Origin of the sequence: Halococcus agarilyticus (assembly GCF_000334895.1) — an archaeon.
Classification (GTDB): Archaea; Halobacteriota; Halobacteria; order Halobacteriales; family Halococcaceae; genus Halococcus; species Halococcus agarilyticus.
In genome coordinates, this window is sequence record NZ_BAFM01000006.1 from 70,649 (window position 1) to 86,087 (window position 15,439).

Below are 15,439 nucleotides of genomic sequence, written 5' to 3' on the forward strand. Positions count from 1 at the left end.
GTCGGCTCGCGCCTAAGGATTGCGTTCTCCACACCAGCGGCTGTCGAGATCTTCGCAGTCGCTATCGCTGGTGAGGTCAGTTAGATCGTTATCGTCGTGATCGAGACCGCTACTGATGCCGGCACAAATGAGGGCCGCAGGCCACACCCTCCCCAGCCGATTCCTTCGCGTCGCTCACTCCGTTCGCTCCGCTCAGTCATTCACCGTCAGAGCAACGCTCTAACGAGCCTGCACTCGCTTCGCTCGTGCAGACCTCGCACGAGTCGCACGTCTACCGACGTGCTCCCGCGCGCCGACCGCATCCGTCGGGTGCGTGCTCCCCACTCCCCATTCAGTCTTTCGCAAACCGCTCGTAATAGAGCAGACTGAGTGCGGTGCGGCCGTCACGGAGCTCGCCGGCGGCGAGCCCGTCGAGGAGCGATTCGCGGGTGGTCGTCTCGACGCGGATCGACTCGTCGTCGTCGAGGCGCTGTTCGCCGGTCGGTCGACAGCCGCGGGCGACGAAGTGGTGGTGGACCGAGTTCGCGAGACCGTTGAGCGGCTCGACGGTCGTGAGGTGATCGAGGGCGTCGGCCACGTAGCCCGTCTCCTCTTCGAGTTCGCGCCGTGCAGTGATTTCGAGATCGTCGTCGCCTGGCTCGACGGTCCCCGCGGGGAACCCACGGTTCACGTGCCCGACGGCCTCGCGCCACTCCTCGATCACCACCACCCGGTCGTCGGGCGTCAGCGCGAGCACCACGACCGCCGCGGGCTCGTCGACGTAATCGAAGTCGGTCTCGGTGCCGTCGGGGAGTTCGACGGTCTCGCGCACGATATCGAACCCCGGACACGAGTACGCGACGTCGGCGTCGCGGGTCGCCCACACGAGCGGATCGTCCATGCGCTCTCGACTTCCGAGCCGAGAATAAGCGTTGTCGTCGACTTCGATCAGTCGTCGGCGGTCGCCTCGGACGGCTCACCCATCGCTCCCGCGATGTCCTCGCGCTCAACCCCGTCGAATTCGAGCACGAACTCGGGCCCGAACGCCGACGCCGGCGTCTGGAATCCTGGACTGGTCTCGCCGGCCGCCACCCGCCGCGCGGATTCGACGGCAGTGCGCGCAGTCAGATCGTAGGTGTCGGGGGCTTCGAGCCGCGCGGCGACCCGCTTGCCCTCGTCGTTCTCGACCTCGCCCCACACGCGGGTGGTGCTCCGCGCGCGCTCGGCGGCGGTCGGCCCCGAGACGGTCGCGTCGATCACCGTCTTCAGCGCCCGCTGGACCGCAGACGAGCCGAACAGGGGTGCGAGCGCGCCCGTCCGCCGCATCATCGCGACCGCGAGCCGCGGCACGGTGGCGTAGGTCTCGACGTTCGGGATTCCCGTGGTGTAGTACGCCGTCGCGACGTCGCCCCACGGGATCGTCACCGCGGGTTTCGGCCCCGCGCCGAGGTCGATCCGACGGGTCTTCCACGCTGGCGGCACGGTTCGAATCTCGCCGTCGATCCGCGCCGCGCCCGATCGCGAGAGTCCCTCCACGATGGATTTCATGGTGCCGGGCGAGAACGTCCCCATCCCGTCGATCGCGAGCCGGAGCTGTGTCGAGGAGGGGAGCCGACTCTCGAGATACGCCGCGAGGCAGTCCGTTGGCACCACGTCGAAACCCACCCCCGGCAGGAGGGTCACGTCGGCCTTCTCGGCCTCGCGGTCGCGCTCGGCGAGCGCTTCGAAGGCGTCGATCTCGCCGGTGATGTCGAGGTAGTCGGTGCCGCTCCGGAGACACGCCTCGACCATCGGTGCCGCGGTCGCCGAGAACGGCCCCGCACAGTTCAACACCGCGTCGAACTCCCCGAGGTGGGCCTCGATCACGTCCGGATGGTCGAGACTGAACACACGGTGATCGAGATCACGGTCGGTCGCCTGACGCTCTACCGGCTCCGCACGCCGACCCGCGAGCGTGGGCGAGAGCCCCGCCTCGGTGGCGGTCTCGACGATCAACGCGCCGGTGTAGCCGTACGATCCGTAGATCAGCAGCTCGTCGGTCATGGGTCATCTATCGAACGCTGGCGACAAAAACACCCGTGGCCGCTCGTGGTTCGCTGCTGGCGGAACCGCGTCGCCACGATGTGTCGCGATCCGCGTACCGTCACCAGCAAAGACAGCTCGTAGATACTGACTGTCCTCGACACTGCCCAGCGGAAGAACGCGAGGCGTCGGTCGCAGTTTGTCTATCGCGTCATGTGGTTGATCGGATTACCTGACACCGAAATGCGCCACTGACCCGGACCGGGAGGGCAGCGTCGAGGGACGAGCGTTGGGTGGACGACCGACGTGACCGTCCACGGGCGGAATCGTATTCCACGAGCACGCTCGTCGATGAGTAGTCATCGAAGCGACGTACTCTAGTTGTGGTCCGGTAGTGACGGAGCAACCGGTCAGTAGCGCCAGGCGTCGGCGTGTGGGTCGGACGGATGGAGGTTCCGTCTGACCGGCCGCCGACGTATCGCACGGCTCCGCTGGAAGGGAAACTTCGCCGAGAGAGCAGGTCATAAATCACGGAGCAGTTTAACGAATCGGTAGCAGCCGCGGCGTTTGGATTTCCACGAGCCGTCGCACGGGTCGCCGTCTCGGGTGGCTTAAGAACCGGCCGAACATGGGGAGAGTATGAGCGAAAGCGCGACCGGAGCGGCGGGCCGGGGCGAGATCTGGATCGAGAAGTACCGCCCCGAGACGCTCGCGGAGGTCGTCGGCCACGAGGACATCGTGGGGCGGCTCGAAAGCTACGTCGCCGGGAACGACCTGCCACACCTCCTGTTCTCGGGGCCGGCCGGCGTCGGGAAGACCACGAGCGCGATGGCGATCGCGCGCGAGGTGTACGGCGACGACTGGCGCGAGAACTTCCTCGAACTCAACGCCAGCGACGAGCGCGGGATCGACGTCGTGCGCGATCGGATCAAGGACTTCGCGCGCACCAGCTTCGGCGGCTACGACTACCGAATCATATTTTTGGACGAGGCCGACGCGCTCACGAGCGACGCCCAGTCGGCACTCCGGCGCACGATGGAGCAGTTCGCGAACAACACGCGCTTCATACTCTCGTGTAACTACTCCAGTCAGATCATCGATCCGATCCAGTCGCGCTGTGCGGTGTTCCGGTTCGGCCCGCTCGCCGAGGAGGCAGTGGGCGAGTACGTCAGCGGGGTCGCGGAGCGAGAGGGGATCGAGGTGACCGACGACGGCGTCGACGCGCTCGTCTACGCCGCCGACGGCGACATGCGGAAGGCGCTGAACGGGCTTCAGGCCGCGGCCACGATGGGCGGCGCGGTCGACGAGGAGGCGGTGTACGCGATCACGGCGACCGCGCGCCCCGAGGCGATCGAGGCGATGGTCGAGACCGCACTCTCCGGCGACTTCACCGCGGCGCGTGCGAAGCTCGACGATCTCCTGACCGACGCCGGACTGGGGGGTGGCGACGTCATCGACCAGCTCCACCGTTCCGCCTGGGCGTTCGATCTCGACGACGCGGCCACCGTCCGACTGCTGGAGCGCGTCGGCGAGACCGACTACCGGATCACCCAGGGCGCGAACGAACGCCTCCAGCTGGAGGCGCTGCTCGCGTCGCTCGCGCTCGAAGCCGAATAGTGCTCGGCGACGAGAGCGCCGACGGCAGGAACCATATACCCGCCGCCAGTGGGAGGAGTATGTCGTTCGGCGGCGTCGTGATGCCCGCACAGTTCCCCCCGATCACGGCCGGGATGGCCGTCGTGTTCGCGATCACGCTCCTCGCATTCGGGCTGTTCGCGACCGAGCTCGTTCCAGTGGACGTCACTGCGCTGCTCGTGATGGTCGCGCTGATGGTGCTCGAACCGTGGACCCGGGTCTCGATCGAGGAGGGCGTTTCGGGGTTTTCGAACACCGCAACGATCACCGTGCTCGCGATGTTCATCCTGAGCGCGGGCGTCAGCCGCACGGGCGCGGTCCAGCGGCTCGGCGCGTGGATGGCGAGCTTCGCCGGCGACGACGAGCGACGGCAGCTCCTCTCGGTCGTGGGCGTCGGTGCCCTCCCGTCGGGCGTGCTCAACAACACGCCGATCGTCGCCATGCTGATCCCGGCGGTCTCTGACCTCGCGCGCGAGGGCGGCACGTCGCCCTCGAAGCTCCTCATTCCGCTCTCCTATGCGTCGATGGTCGGTGGCATGCTCACGCTGATCGGCACCTCGACCAACCTCGTCGCGAGCGACGTCTCGGCGCGGCTGCTCGATCGCCCGTTCTCGATGTTCGAGTTCACGGGGCTGGGCGCGATCGTCGCCCTCACCGGTGCGGGCTACATCCTGTTCGTCGGCCACCGCCTCATCCCCGAGCGGGTCGCGCCCGGCGAGGGACTGTTAGCGGAGTACGAGGTGACCGAGTACCTCACCGAGGTGGTCGTCGAGCCCGACTCGCCACTAGTCGGGCGAGCGATGCGGGACGTCCACGAACGCGACGTGTTCGACGCCGAGCTCGTTCAGGTGGTTCGTGACGGGGAGTTCCTCGAACCGTTCACCGAGACCGCGCTTCGAGCGGGCGACGCGCTCGTCGTCCGGGCCGGCGTCGACACCATCCGCGATCTCGCCGCGACCGAGGGGCTCTCGATCGCGAACACCGACGTGACCGCGGGCGTCCTCGGAGCGAGCGAGCCGCGGAGCTTCGTCGAGATCGTCGTTCCCACGGGATCGTCGTTCGTCGGCGAGACGCTCGCCGCGTCGTCGTTCCACCACACGTACGACGCGAACCTCCTCTCGATACGCCGCGGGGCCGACCTCCTGCACCACCGGCTGAACCGGGTGACGATCGATCGCGGGGACACCGTTCTCGTTCAGGCAACCGCCGAAAGCATCGAGCGGATGGCGGTCGATCCGGACGTCATCGTCGTCCGCGAGCTCGACGACCCGGACTACCGGACGGGGAAGATCCCGCTCGCCGTCGGCATCGTGCTCGGGGTGGTGGGTCTCGCCGCGCTCGGCGTGCTCGACATCCTCGTCGCGGCGCTGTGTGGCGTCGTCGCGATGGTGTTCGGCGGCGTGCTCGATCCCGACGAGCTCTACGACGCGGTCGAGTGGGACGTCATCGTCCTGCTCGCCGGGCTCATCCCACTGGGAATCGCGTTCGACCAGACCGGGGCGGCCGCACTGATCGGCGCGCTCGTCGCCGAGAGCGCGGCGTACCTCCCGCCGCTCGGCGTGCTCTGGGTCTTTTACGTGATCACCGCGCTCACGACCGCGGTGGTGAGCAACGCCGGCAGCGTCGTGCTCATGATCCCGGTCGGGGTGGCGACCGCCGGCACCATCGGCGCGAACCCGTTCGCGTTCGTGCTCGCCGTCACCTTCGCGGCGAGCGCCGACTTCATGACGCCGGTCGGCTACCAGACCAACCTGCTCGTGTACGGGCCCGGCGGCTACCGGTTCACCGATTATTTCCGGGTCGGTGCGCCGCTACAGGCCCTGCTCTCGGTCGTGACCGTCCTCGGGATCGCCGTGCTCTGGGGGCTGTGAGACGCCGATTTCCGTGAATCGACGGTCGGGTCGTCGCTCAGTTGAGCGTCCAGATCGCGTAGTTCAACGCCGTGGCGAAGGTGACCCACGCGAGATACGGCACCAGCAGGGCGGCGGCGCGGCGATCGATCCGCGAGAATACGGCCATGGTGGCGACGATCGCGACCCACAGCGGAACGATCACGACGAGACCCAGGATCGGGGATTCGAGCCCGAAGAACGCGGGCGACCACGCGAGATTGAGCACGAACTGGACGGTGAACAGTCCGAGGCCAATCCGTACGGCTCGATCGTCGAGACCCGCCCGCCAGATCAGCCACGCGGCGACGCCCTGGAGGGCGTAGAGCAGTGTCCAGACAGGACCGAACACCCAGCTCGGCGGGGTAAAACCCGGCTTGTCGAGGGTCGCGTACCACGTCTCGATCTGCGGGGCCGTGATCAGCCCGCCCGCCGCACCGAGCACGACGCAGGCCCCGACGACGCCCGCGATCGTGAGGAACGGTCGGCGTTCGGGGAGCGCGAGCCGCCCGTCGTGGGTGGTCGACATGGGTCGTCTACGCGGGCCGAACGGTTAGTGCTACCGTCGGGTTGGGTCACGTCTACACTCGCGAAACCGTTCGGTGAGACGACGAATCGGCGCTCCGTGAACGGTACGCAACTGTTTTAGGCGAACGCGGGTATGACGGGATACCATGAGTACGCTCGAAGCCGAGTACCGCCTGGAGTACTTCGAGGAGGAGGGGTTCACCAGAAGGGAGTGTCCCGAGTGCGGTGATTTCTTCTGGACGCGCGACGAGGATCGCGAGACCTGTGGCGAGCCGCCCTGTGCGGAGTACGCGTTCATCGGAAACCCGAGCCTCGACGAAGAATACAGTCTGGAGGAGATGCGCGAGGCGTTCCTCTCCTTTTTCGAGGACCACGATCACGAACGGATCGAACCGTACCCGGTGGCCGCGAACCGGTGGCGTGACGACGTTTTACTTACTCAGGCGTCGATCTACGACTTCCAGCCGCTGGTGACGAGCGGCGAAACCCCGCCGCCGGCGAACCCGCTCACGATCTCCCAGCCCTGCATCCGGATGCAGGACATCGACAACGTCGGCAAGACCGGCCGCCACACGATGGCGTTCGAGATGATGGCCCACCACGCCTTCAACGCGCGCGAGGAGCTCGACGATCCCGACCAGTACGCCTACGAGGGCGAGGTCTACTGGAAGGATCAGACAGTCAGGTACTGCGACGAGTTCTTCGAGGCGATGGGCGTGGACATCGAGGAGATCACCTACATCGAGGACCCGTGGGTCGGCGGCGGCAACGCCGGCCCCGCGATCGAGGTCATCTATCGGGGCGTCGAACTCGCCACGCTCGTGTTCATGTCGATGGAGCAAGACCCCGACGGCGAGTACGAGCTGAAGGACGGCAACACCTACTCGCCGATGGACACCTACATCGTCGACACGGGCTACGGCCTCGAACGCTGGACGTGGGTCTCCCAGGGCACGCCCACCGTGTACGAGGCGATCTACCCCGACATGATCGAGTTCCTCAAGGAGAACGCCGGGATCGATTATACCGACGACGAGGAGGCAATCGTCACTCGGGCAGCGACCTTGGCCGGTCACATGGATATCGACGAGGCCGAGGACGCCGAGCGCGCCCGCGGGACGATCGCGGCGGAGATCGGGGTCGACGTCGACGAGCTCCGCGAGCTGCTCGAACCGCTCGAAGCCATCTACGCCATCGCGGATCACTGCCGGACGCTGGCGTACATGCTCGGTGACGAGATCGTTCCCTCCAACGTGGGCACCGGCTACCTCGCGCGGATGGTGCTCCGACGCACGAAACGGCTGTGTGATACGGTGGGCGTGGACGCACCGCTCGACGAACTGGTGGACATGCAGGCCGAACGGCTGGACTACGAGAACCGGGATACGGTGCGGGATATCGTCCGGACCGAGATCGAGAAGTACCGCGAGACGCTCGAACGCGGCGGGCGACGGGTCCGCCAGCTCGCCGACGAGTACGCCGAACGCGACGAGGCGATCCCCACCGACGAACTGATCGAGCTGTACGATTCACACGGGATTCAGCCCGACATGGTCGCCGAGATCGCCCGCGAGAAGGGTGCCGAGGTATCGGTGCCCGACGATTTCTACAGCCTCGTGGCCGCGCGCCACGGCGACGAGGGGGTGGACGAGACGGCCGAAACAACGGTCGACGAGCGGATCGCCGACCTCCCCGAGACGGAGCGGCTCTACTACGACGATCAGGAACGCACGGAGTTCGAGGCGATGGTGCTCGACACCACAGAGCGCGACGACGGCGGCTACGACGTGGTGCTCGACCGCACCCTCTTCTACCCGGAGGGCGGCGGTCAGCCCGCCGACACGGGGTCGCTCTCGACCGACGACGTGACCGTGGAAGTCGAGGACGTCCAACGAGAAGGCGACGTGATCGTCCACCACGCCGACGAGGACCCTGGTACTGGTGAGTTCGTCCGCGGTCGGATCGACGGCGGGCGGCGGCGGCAGCTAATGGCCAACCACACCGCGACCCACATCGTGATCCACGCCGCGCGACAGGTGCTCGGCGAGCACATCCGCCAGGCCGGCGCACAGAAAGGTGTCGAGCGCTCGCGGATCGACGTCCGCCACTACGACCGAATCGGTCGCGAGCAGGCGAAGGCGATCGAACATCGCGCCAACGCGATCGTCCGCGAGAACGTCTCGGTCACCCAGGAGTGGCCCGACCGCCACGACGCCGAGGACGAGCACGGGTTCGACCTCTATCAGGGCGGGATCCCACCTGGCGAGCGGATTCGACTCATTCACGTCGCCGAGGACGTCCAGGCCTGCGGGGGGACCCACGTCGCCCGCACCGGGGACATCGGCACGATCAAGCTCCTGAACACCGAGCGTGTGCAGGACGGCGTCGAGCGGCTCGCCTTCGCGGCGGGCGAGGCGGCGATCGAGGCGACCCAGGACATCGAGGACGCGCTCTCGGGGGCGGCCGAAACACTCGACGTCACGCCGAGCGAGGTCCCCGAGACCGCCGACCGCTTCTTCACCGAATGGAAGGAGCGCGGCAAGCGCATCGAGGACCTCGAAGCCCAGCTCGCGGAGGCCCGTGCGGCGGGTGGCGTCGGCGAGGAGGTCGATCTCGGCGACGCGACCGCCGTCATCCAGCGCGTGGACGCCGCGCCAGACGAGCTCCAGGCGACCGCGACCGCGATCGTCGAGGGTGGCGAGGTCGCCGTGGTCGGGAGCGCCGCCGAGGGCGCGCAGTTCGTGGTCGCCGTACCGGAAGGAGTGGCGATCGACGCGGGCGACGTCGTCGGCGAGCTGGCCGCGCGGGTCGGCGGCGGCGGCGGCGGCCCGCCGGACTTCGCCCAGGGCGGCGGACCCCAGGTCGAGGAACTCGACGCGGCGCTCGACGCGGCTCCCGACGTGCTTCGCCAGGTATCGAACGCCTGAGAATGCCGGAGCTGAGTTCGATCATCGAGGACGATCGCCGGAACGCCGCCGTCGGATGGGCGCTCTGTGTCGTCCTCGGGCTCGCGGCGGTCGGGAGCGCGTTCGCCGACCCGCTGTGGACGGGCTTCGCCCTCGCCGGGATCGCCGTTGCGGTCGTCCCCGCCATCGCTTACCGCGATGCGTCGGTGCTGCCGCCGTGGGAGGCGATCGCGGTCGTCGTGATACCCGTCGTGATCGCCTTCCTCGACGTGCCAACCGTGCTCGGGGAGATCACGACCGCTCTCGCGGTCGTCGCGCTCGCGGCGCTCTGTGTGGTCGAACTCCACGTGTTCTCGTCGGTCGCAATGACTCCGCGCGTCGCTGCCGTGCTCGTGGTGCTCGTGACGATGGCGACCGCGGGTCTCTGGACCATTCTCCAATGGGTCGCGGACGTCGCGTTCGGGACGGGGTATCTCACGGACATCCCGGGAGTCATGTGGGATCTCGTGATCGCAACCGCGGTCGCCGTCCTCGGCGGGCCGCTGTTCGGGCTGTACCTGCGCGTGCACGCCTCGACGGGCGATCGCGCGCTCGACATCGGGAGGCGATCGGGGTGACGCTCCGCGAGCGTCTCGCCGACGAGGAGTCGCTGCGACTCCTCACACGGACGCTCCAGCTGGCGCTCGTCGGAATCGTCTGCTACGGGGCGGTCACGCTGAACGTCGGGCTCGTCGTCAACGCCGGCGTCTCGCTCGGGGTCACGTTCCTGCCGGCGGTGCTCGAACGCAAGTACCGGCTGCCGATGAACGCGGGACTCGTGCTCTGGATCACGGGCGCGGTGTCCCTCCACGCGATCGGTGCGCTCGGGCCCTACGAGTGGTTCGGCTGGTACGACTCGGTGACCCACACTCTCTCGGCGAGCGTCGTCGCCGGCGCGGGGTACGCGAGCGCGCGGGCGCTCGACGTTCACTCCGCCGAGATCGAGATCCCATCCCGATACATGCCGGGGTTCATCCTGACGTTCGTGCTCGCGTTCGGGGTGCTCTGGGAGGTCCTCGAGTTCGGGTTGGGCGGAGCGGCGAGCCTCGTCGGCGGCGAGGCGGTGCTCGCGCAGTACGGCGTCGACGACATCGTGTTCGACCTCCTGTTCAACGCCGTCGGGGCGATCCTCGTCGCTGCGCTGGGCACGCAGCGGCTCAGAGGTGTGGCGAGCGCGCTCGCGGATCGGCTCGGCACGCACACTGGGCAGTGAACCGCCAGCGACCCCTCACGCGCTCGTTCGCTCGGCCGCCAGCGAACCGATCAGTCCTCGACGAGCGATGCCTTCGCCGCTCGCGGGAGGCACTTGATCGCGTGTTCGCGCGAGAGCGCCGCACCCTTCTCGTCGAACGTCTCGACGTGACGGAGTTCGACCGGCGTCCGACCGCGGGTGTACTTCGCGCCCTCGCCCGCGTTGTGCTCACTCACCCGGCGTCTTCTCGCGGGCGCAGCCCGCTCGAATGGTCCGAGGCGGCTTCGCCGCCTCGCTAGTCGACATCAGTCGTGTAGCCCGTATAGAGACTGCCGTCGTGACACTCGACGACGTAGACGTGATGGGGCATGCGGTGCCCTCGGAGGACCGCCCTCAAGCGTTTTTCGCCCGTTCCTTGGCCGCCTCGGCGATGCCCGCGTTCGCCGCACAGCCAGGACACGCGAAGATCCGGCCGTGTTCGTCGGCGAAGACGCGCTCGAACCGATCCGAGACGTGCGCGCCGCAGTGGTCACACTCTGACATGGGGACTCGTCGACAGTGACGGCTGTCAACGATTCACGATACGGGTCGGAGCGGTAAATATCCTCCCCGAACGGCCGTCGGCTGCGCATTACCGCCCCGCCGGACGCCGGATCGACTCCGGTCTATCCGTCGCGCGCCGCATCGATCGCCCGCGCCACCAGGCCGGCCTGTGCGCCCGCCACGAACCCCGCATCGACGTTCACGGTCGTGAGGACGGTGCACGACTGGAGAAGGCCCGCGAGCGCGGCCTCGCCGTCGCCGCCGTGGCCGTAGCCCGACGCCACGGGGAGCCCGATCACCGGCACGTCGACGAGCCCCGCCAGAACGGTGGGGAGTGCGCCCTCGCGGCCGGCGGCGACCACGAGCACGTCGGCCCGCCTGAGATCGTCGAGTCGGTCGAGCGCCCGGTGAAGCCCCGCCACGCCGACGTCGTCGATCCGTTCGACCGTCGCCCCCATCTCCGCCACGGCGGCGGCAGCCTCGCCCGCCGGCTTCGTGTCGGCAGTTCCAGCCGTCACCACCCCGACGACCGCGTCGAGGTCGGGCGGGTCGTACTCGGCCGCACGCGCCCGGAATACACCCGTTCGTTCGTCGAATTCCGTGGTCGCATCGGGCCGATCGGCGGCGAGGCGGTCGTGGACCGTGTCGGCGATCGGCTGGTCGACCCGCGTGGCGAGCCCGTGGCCGGTCGTCTCGACGGCGAGTGAAACGAGCTCCGCGACCTCGTCGGCCGATTTGCCGTCGGCGAGCACCGCCTCGGGCACGCCACGTCGGTGTTCGCGGGCGGCGTCGAACCGGCCCGCCTCGCCGGTCGCGTAGCCCGCGAGCCGCGCCTCGGCCGCCGTCACTGACAGTTCGCCCGCCGCGAGGGCTTCGAGCGTCTCGCGCATACCCCCGATCGGTGCCCGACACACTACACCCCATCGACTCGTGGACCACGAACCCCGCCGAGAACCCCGCAATCGAACGATTATGGGAACGTTTATAAAGAACGCTTTGAAACAAGGCTGCGTATGGCAGACCTGATCGTCAAAGCCGCCGTGAAAGAAGAGCTCAACGACATGAACGTCGCGTCGGACTTCTACGACGCACTCGACGAGGAAGTCTCGACCCTGCTCGACGACGCAGCCCGACGCGCCGACGAGAACGACCGGAAGACGGTCCAGCCGCGCGACCTGTAAGTCGGTCGACCCTCCTCAGTATTTTCCGCCGGCCAGCCGTGGCTCCACGGATCGGCGTCGACACGCTCAAGACCACTCGTGGGCTGGCTCGGCTATGGTCACGGTCGAGGTCGTCGGGAGCGACACTCACGAGATCGACGTCGACGGGACGTACGCCGACCTGCTCGACGCCGTCGGGCTGGGGCCCCACGAGGCTACCGTGTTGGTCGACGGCCGGCCCGTTCCCGAGGACCGCGCAATCGACGCCGAGCACGTTCGGGTGCTCCGGCTGATCAAGGGCGGGTGATCGTCGAAGGCGGCTGACCCACACGGCTTTGTCGCGCGACGCCCAAGGGAGTCCATGTCCATCGCGCAACTCGACTTCGAACTCCCGAACGCCGGTTCGGGGCCCGACCCGCTCTCGCTCGGCGCGTTCGCCGCCGATCACGACGCGATCGTGCTCCTCTTCCAGCGCGATTATCACTGTGGCAACTGCAAAGCACAGTTAGAGGACGTCGCCGAACGTTACGACGAGTTCGCCGATCGCAACGCCGCCGTCGTCTCGATCCTGCCCGAGCCGAAGGCCCGCGCCCGCGAGTGGCAGGAGTCGTTCGAGCTTCCCTTCCCGCTGCTCGCGGATCCCGATACTGAGGTCGGCGAGCAGTACGACCAGCCGACGCGGTTCGGCGCGCTCGGCGAACTCCACGACCTCGTCGGCCGGATGCCACAAACTGTCATTCTCGACACCCGCAACGACGCGCTCGACGCCCACTCGATCCACGAGGGCGATTCGCCGTCCGACCGCCCCTCGATCGACGCGGTGCTCGGCGAACTCGACGACCTGCTCGCGGCGTGACGAGGGTTCGCCCGGCCCGTCCCGAGGAGCTTCCGGCAGTGATGGGCGTGCTGGACGGTGCGGCGCTCGCGGTCGAGGCGGACGCGGTTCGCGAAGCGATCGATCGCGGGGCGGTGCTGGTCGCGGTCGCCGACGGCCGAGTGCTCGGTGCGTGCGTTCTCGACGGTCGAGAGATCACGGCGATCGCGGTCCGGCGCGCGCGGCGCGACCAGGCGATCGGCACGCGCCTCGTCGAAGCGGCCGCGGAGCGCTACGTGACGGACGAAGACGAACTGATCGCCGAGTTCGATCGCGGCGTGCGGCCGTTCTACGAATCACTCGGGTTCGCGATCGAGCCGGCCGATGAACCGGGGCGATTTCGGGGCCGTCTCGGTTGAGCGAGCACCGGCGATCCGGCTCCGCTCCTGCACTATTCGTAGGTGTGCGTGTACCCGCCGTCGAACAGTAGATCGCCGCCGTTCAGGTGCTTCGCGTGGCCGGAGAACCCGAAGACGAACAGGTTCGCCACTTCGGCGGGCGTCATCATCTCCTTCGTGCGCGCCTGGCCGAGCATCACGTCCTCGACGACCCTCCGCTCGTCGATCCCTCGCTCGGCGGCGGTGTCCTCGATCTGGTTCACCATCAGCGGCGTCAGGACGTAGCCGACGCTCACCGAGAAGCCGCGCAGGCTGCCCGCTCCCTCGGCGGCGATCGAGCGGGTCAGCCCGTGGAGCGCGTGTTTCGCGGTGATGTACGATGCCTTGTCCTGGGTCGCGTAGTGGCCGTGGACCGAGGACATGTTCGCGATCGCGCCGACGCCGTCCTCGGTTGCCTCGATGTGCGGGATGGCGTGTTTCGCGACCAGGAACGGCGCACGCACCATCACCGACTGCATGACGTCGTAGCGCTCCATCGGGAAGTTCTCGATCGCGGCGATGTGCTGGAGGCCGGCGATGTTGGCGACGTAGCGGAGGTCACCACGGTCGGCGGCCCCGTCGACGGCGCGTTCGACCGCCTCGTCGTCGGTGAGGTCGGCGGGTGTGGCGACGAACTCGCCAGGTACTCCGAGGTCGTCGGCGAGGTTCGCGGTCGCGTCGAGATCCTCCTCGTCGACATCGATGCCGACGGTCGTGAGGCCGTTCGCGGCGAGCGCGAGCGCGGTCGCCTCGCCGATCCCCGAGGCCGCCCCGGTGACGATCGCCACGGTGTCGGGCGTGAAGCGGGGATCGTCGAGCACGAGGAGGTCGTCGGTGGTCAATTCCGGTTCGTCGATCTCGAAGTCGTCGTCGGTGCTCATGTCGTGGTCTCCGTTCGATCGCACGCCGAGGACGGACGGGCCGTGCTCGGCGGCTGGTCGGTGTCGCGATACGTCCGGGGTCGATCGATGGACCCGTCGTGTCGGTTCGTGAGCTGTGGTCGGTTCATCGGTAATGATCCGTTCAGCGGCGGCGTTCGAGCTGGCGTGCGGTCCACGAGGCGACCGTTCCGCCCAGTCGATTCCGAAGCGTGCCCAACAGCCCGTTCGGGACGTAGAGCACGAACAGAACGAACAGCAGGCCGAGATACAGGCTCGCGTGCCCATTGAGAAACGCCTCGATGGCTCCCTGGACCGTGACCCCGCCGACGAGTTCGGTCGCGAGCACGTCCGCCGGCACGTGTTCGCGGAGATAGGGCAACAGGCCGCCGCCAGCGCCGGCGGTCGAGAGGAACTCCCGGACCGACTCATCGAACAGCCGGCCATAGAGCGGCCCCACGAGCGTGCCGAACCCGCCGATGATCGAGGCGAGCAGCGCGTCGCCCGCCACCAGGAAGTAGAAGGTGTCGTCGGGCGTGACCGACCGCTGGAACCCGGCGAACAGCGCGCCCGCGATCCCGGCGAAGAAGCCAGACACCGCGAACGCCGCGAGCTTGTACCGGAAGGTGTCGTAGCCGACGGCACGGGCGCGCTCCTCGTTCTCGCGGATCGCGACCATCACCCGGCCGAACGGCGAGTGGAGGATCCGCTGCATCGCGAGATAGCAGACCACGACGACGCCCCCGATCGCGTAGTACGACACCTCGCCCGCCGACAGCGAGATCGCTCCCAACAACCCCTCGATCTCGTCGCCCGTGAGCTGGCCGATGGCCACGTTGAGCGAGTCGATGAACGGAACGCCGATCTCGAAGCCGCCGCGCTCGCCCGTGACGAACACGCCGTCACGCGGGTTCGAGCCGACGTAGTTCCACCCGCGGACGAACACGTAGAGCACCTGGGAGAAGCCGAGCGTGATCATCGCGAAGTACACCCCCGAGAGCCGGAACGAGACCGCGCCGATGGCGATCGCGAGCACGAGTGCGGCCAGTCCGGCGAGCACGAGCAACAGCATGAACGACGTGCCCGCGGGCACGAGGGGTATCTTCCCGTTGGCCGCGAGCACGACGAAGTACGCGCCCGCACCGTAGAAGGCGGCGTGGCCGAAGGAGAGATAGCCCGTGTAGCCGCTGATGAAGTCGAAGCTCATCGCGAACAGCCCGAAATAGAGGACTGCGGTCATCGTCTCGACGTCGGGCAGCAGCGCCACCGCCTCCGCGCCGACCGGCGAGATCGTGAGCAGCGTGTGGATGCCGGGGTACAGCGCGAAGAGGACGATCACGACGAGATGGGCGACGTGCTCGCGGGCGTACCGCGCGAGCCAGCTGTCGCTCGTCCGCTCGACGGCCACCTCGGTCTC

16 protein-coding genes and 1 pseudogene are annotated in these 15,439 nt (G+C 68.1%); 9 read left to right on the forward strand and 8 right to left on the reverse strand.

Translation table 11 applies throughout. From position 1 onward, the window contains the following. Positions 1 to 331: 331 nt before the first annotated feature. Together TX76_RS06340 and TX76_RS06345 are read right to left on the reverse strand one after the other, a co-directional pair. Positions 332 to 880 carry an NUDIX domain-containing protein gene (locus TX76_RS06340; protein ID WP_049900523.1) on the reverse strand — a complete coding sequence of 183 codons (549 nt, stop codon included), beginning with the start codon at positions 878 to 880 and terminating at the stop codon, positions 332 to 334. A 47-nt stretch (positions 881 to 927) separates the two neighbouring features. Further along, the gene (locus TX76_RS06345) at positions 928 to 2,022 is read right to left on the reverse strand and encodes a saccharopine dehydrogenase family protein (RefSeq protein WP_049900527.1); all 1,095 of its coding nucleotides are present in this window, start codon (positions 2,020 to 2,022) and stop codon (positions 928 to 930) included. 618 nt (positions 2,023 to 2,640) lie between these two features. Here TX76_RS06345 and TX76_RS06350 point away from each other — a divergent pair. Both TX76_RS06350 and TX76_RS06355 read left to right on the forward strand, forming a co-directional pair. Beyond that, entirely contained in the window at positions 2,641 to 3,618 is a 978-nt protein-coding gene (locus TX76_RS06350; RefSeq protein WP_049900529.1) for a replication factor C small subunit, read from the forward strand. Positions 3,619 to 3,677: 59 nt separating this feature from the next. Beyond that, on the forward strand, positions 3,678 to 5,507 hold the full coding sequence (locus TX76_RS06355; RefSeq protein WP_228842324.1) for an SLC13 family permease: 1,830 nt from the start codon (positions 3,678 to 3,680) through the stop codon (positions 5,505 to 5,507). A gap of 37 nt (positions 5,508 to 5,544) precedes the next feature. Here the strand turns inward: TX76_RS06355 and TX76_RS06360 are convergent, their stop codons facing one another. After that, a complete protein-coding gene (locus tag TX76_RS06360) occupies positions 5,545 to 6,054 on the reverse strand; it encodes a TspO/MBR family protein (RefSeq protein ID WP_049900532.1) in 510 nt (169 codons plus the stop codon). Positions 6,055 to 6,199: 145 nt separating this feature from the next. On the opposite strand from TX76_RS06360, the gene alaS reads away from it, so the two are divergent. Genes alaS through TX76_RS06375 form a run of 3 tightly spaced genes read left to right on the forward strand, consistent with a single transcriptional unit; the run spans position 6,200 to position 10,211 of the window. Then, positions 6,200 to 8,980 carry an alanine--tRNA ligase gene (alaS, locus tag TX76_RS06365; RefSeq protein WP_049900535.1) on the forward strand — a complete coding sequence of 927 codons (2,781 nt, stop codon included), beginning with the start codon at positions 6,200 to 6,202 and terminating at the stop codon, positions 8,978 to 8,980. A 2-nt stretch (positions 8,981 to 8,982) separates the two neighbouring features. Beyond that, positions 8,983 to 9,576: a hypothetical protein gene (locus TX76_RS06370; RefSeq protein ID WP_049900550.1), complete on the forward strand. Its 594-nt coding sequence runs from the start codon at positions 8,983 to 8,985 to the stop codon at positions 9,574 to 9,576. After that, positions 9,573 to 10,211, forward strand: coding sequence for a hypothetical protein (locus TX76_RS06375; protein ID WP_049900553.1), 639 nt, complete (start codon positions 9,573 to 9,575; stop codon positions 10,209 to 10,211). The genes TX76_RS06370 and TX76_RS06375 overlap by 4 nt, the downstream gene beginning before the upstream one ends. A gap of 50 nt (positions 10,212 to 10,261) precedes the next feature. Here the strand turns inward: TX76_RS06375 and TX76_RS18025 are convergent. The 3 genes and pseudogenes from TX76_RS18025 to larB form a co-directional block, all read right to left on the reverse strand. Next, positions 10,262 to 10,560, reverse strand: a pseudogene (locus TX76_RS18025) (GIY-YIG nuclease family protein). Positions 10,561 to 10,583: 23 nt separating this feature from the next. Continuing rightward, a complete protein-coding gene (locus TX76_RS18030) occupies positions 10,584 to 10,733 on the reverse strand; it encodes a DUF7563 family protein (protein ID WP_195156010.1) in 150 nt (49 codons plus the stop codon). A 122-nt stretch (positions 10,734 to 10,855) separates the two neighbouring features. Continuing rightward, complete coding sequence (gene larB, locus TX76_RS06385; protein ID WP_049900556.1) at positions 10,856 to 11,623, reverse strand: nickel pincer cofactor biosynthesis protein LarB; 768 nt, start codon at positions 11,621 to 11,623, stop codon at positions 10,856 to 10,858. A gap of 123 nt (positions 11,624 to 11,746) precedes the next feature. On the opposite strand from larB, the gene TX76_RS06390 reads away from it, so the two are divergent. The 4 genes from TX76_RS06390 to TX76_RS06405 all read left to right on the forward strand — a co-directional run bounded on the left by TX76_RS06390 (position 11,747) and on the right by TX76_RS06405 (position 13,126). Then, positions 11,747 to 11,914, forward strand: a complete 168-nt coding sequence (locus tag TX76_RS06390; protein WP_049900559.1) for a DNA-binding protein — start codon at positions 11,747 to 11,749, stop codon at positions 11,912 to 11,914. A 94-nt stretch (positions 11,915 to 12,008) separates the two neighbouring features. After that, positions 12,009 to 12,200, forward strand: a complete 192-nt coding sequence (gene samp2, locus TX76_RS06395; protein WP_049900562.1) for a ubiquitin-like small modifier protein SAMP2 — start codon at positions 12,009 to 12,011, stop codon at positions 12,198 to 12,200. Positions 12,201 to 12,254: 54 nt separating this feature from the next. Then, a complete protein-coding gene (locus tag TX76_RS06400) occupies positions 12,255 to 12,749 on the forward strand; it encodes a peroxiredoxin family protein (protein ID WP_049900565.1) in 495 nt (164 codons plus the stop codon). Positions 12,750 to 12,790: 41 nt separating this feature from the next. After that, positions 12,791 to 13,126 (forward strand): GNAT family N-acetyltransferase, encoded by a 336-nt coding sequence (locus TX76_RS06405; protein WP_049900568.1) that lies wholly within the window; start codon positions 12,791 to 12,793, stop codon positions 13,124 to 13,126. A gap of 32 nt (positions 13,127 to 13,158) precedes the next feature. Here the strand turns inward: TX76_RS06405 and TX76_RS06410 are convergent, their stop codons facing one another. Next, complete coding sequence (locus TX76_RS06410; RefSeq protein WP_049900570.1) at positions 13,159 to 14,025, reverse strand: SDR family oxidoreductase; 867 nt, start codon at positions 14,023 to 14,025, stop codon at positions 13,159 to 13,161. 142 nt (positions 14,026 to 14,167) lie between these two features. Beyond that, positions 14,168 to 15,361 carry a branched-chain amino acid ABC transporter permease gene (locus TX76_RS06415; RefSeq protein WP_049900836.1) on the reverse strand — a complete coding sequence of 398 codons (1,194 nt, stop codon included), beginning with the start codon at positions 15,359 to 15,361 and terminating at the stop codon, positions 14,168 to 14,170. Positions 15,362 to 15,439 lie beyond the last annotated feature (78 nt).

Bases quoted from the DNA above. Each gene is read 5' to 3' on its own strand.
- samp2 (WP_049900562.1), top strand. From the start codon at position 12,009: ATGGTCACGGTCGAGGTCGTCGGGAGCGACACTCACGAGATCGACGTC.
- TX76_RS06355 (WP_228842324.1), top strand. From the start codon at position 3,678: ATGTCGTTCGGCGGCGTCGTGATGCCCGCACAGTTCCCCCCGATCACG.
- alaS (WP_049900535.1), top strand. From the start codon at position 6,200: ATGAGTACGCTCGAAGCCGAGTACCGCCTGGAGTACTTCGAGGAGGAG.
- TX76_RS06345 (WP_049900527.1), bottom strand. From the start codon at position 2,022: ATGACCGACGAGCTGCTGATCTACGGATCGTACGGCTACACCGGCGCG.
- TX76_RS06400 (WP_049900565.1), top strand. From the start codon at position 12,255: ATGTCCATCGCGCAACTCGACTTCGAACTCCCGAACGCCGGTTCGGGG.
- TX76_RS06410 (WP_049900570.1), bottom strand. From the start codon at position 14,025: ATGAGCACCGACGACGACTTCGAGATCGACGAACCGGAATTGACCACC.
- larB (WP_049900556.1), bottom strand. From the start codon at position 11,623: ATGCGCGAGACGCTCGAAGCCCTCGCGGCGGGCGAACTGTCAGTGACG.
- TX76_RS06370 (WP_049900550.1), top strand. From the start codon at position 8,983: ATGCCGGAGCTGAGTTCGATCATCGAGGACGATCGCCGGAACGCCGCC.
- TX76_RS06360 (WP_049900532.1), bottom strand. From the start codon at position 6,054: ATGTCGACCACCCACGACGGGCGGCTCGCGCTCCCCGAACGCCGACCG.
- TX76_RS06350 (WP_049900529.1), top strand. From the start codon at position 2,641: ATGAGCGAAAGCGCGACCGGAGCGGCGGGCCGGGGCGAGATCTGGATC.
- TX76_RS06390 (WP_049900559.1), top strand. From the start codon at position 11,747: ATGGCAGACCTGATCGTCAAAGCCGCCGTGAAAGAAGAGCTCAACGAC.
- TX76_RS18030 (WP_195156010.1), bottom strand. From the start codon at position 10,733: ATGTCAGAGTGTGACCACTGCGGCGCGCACGTCTCGGATCGGTTCGAG.
- TX76_RS06405 (WP_049900568.1), top strand. From the start codon at position 12,791: ATGGGCGTGCTGGACGGTGCGGCGCTCGCGGTCGAGGCGGACGCGGTT.
- TX76_RS06340 (WP_049900523.1), bottom strand. From the start codon at position 880: ATGGACGATCCGCTCGTGTGGGCGACCCGCGACGCCGACGTCGCGTAC.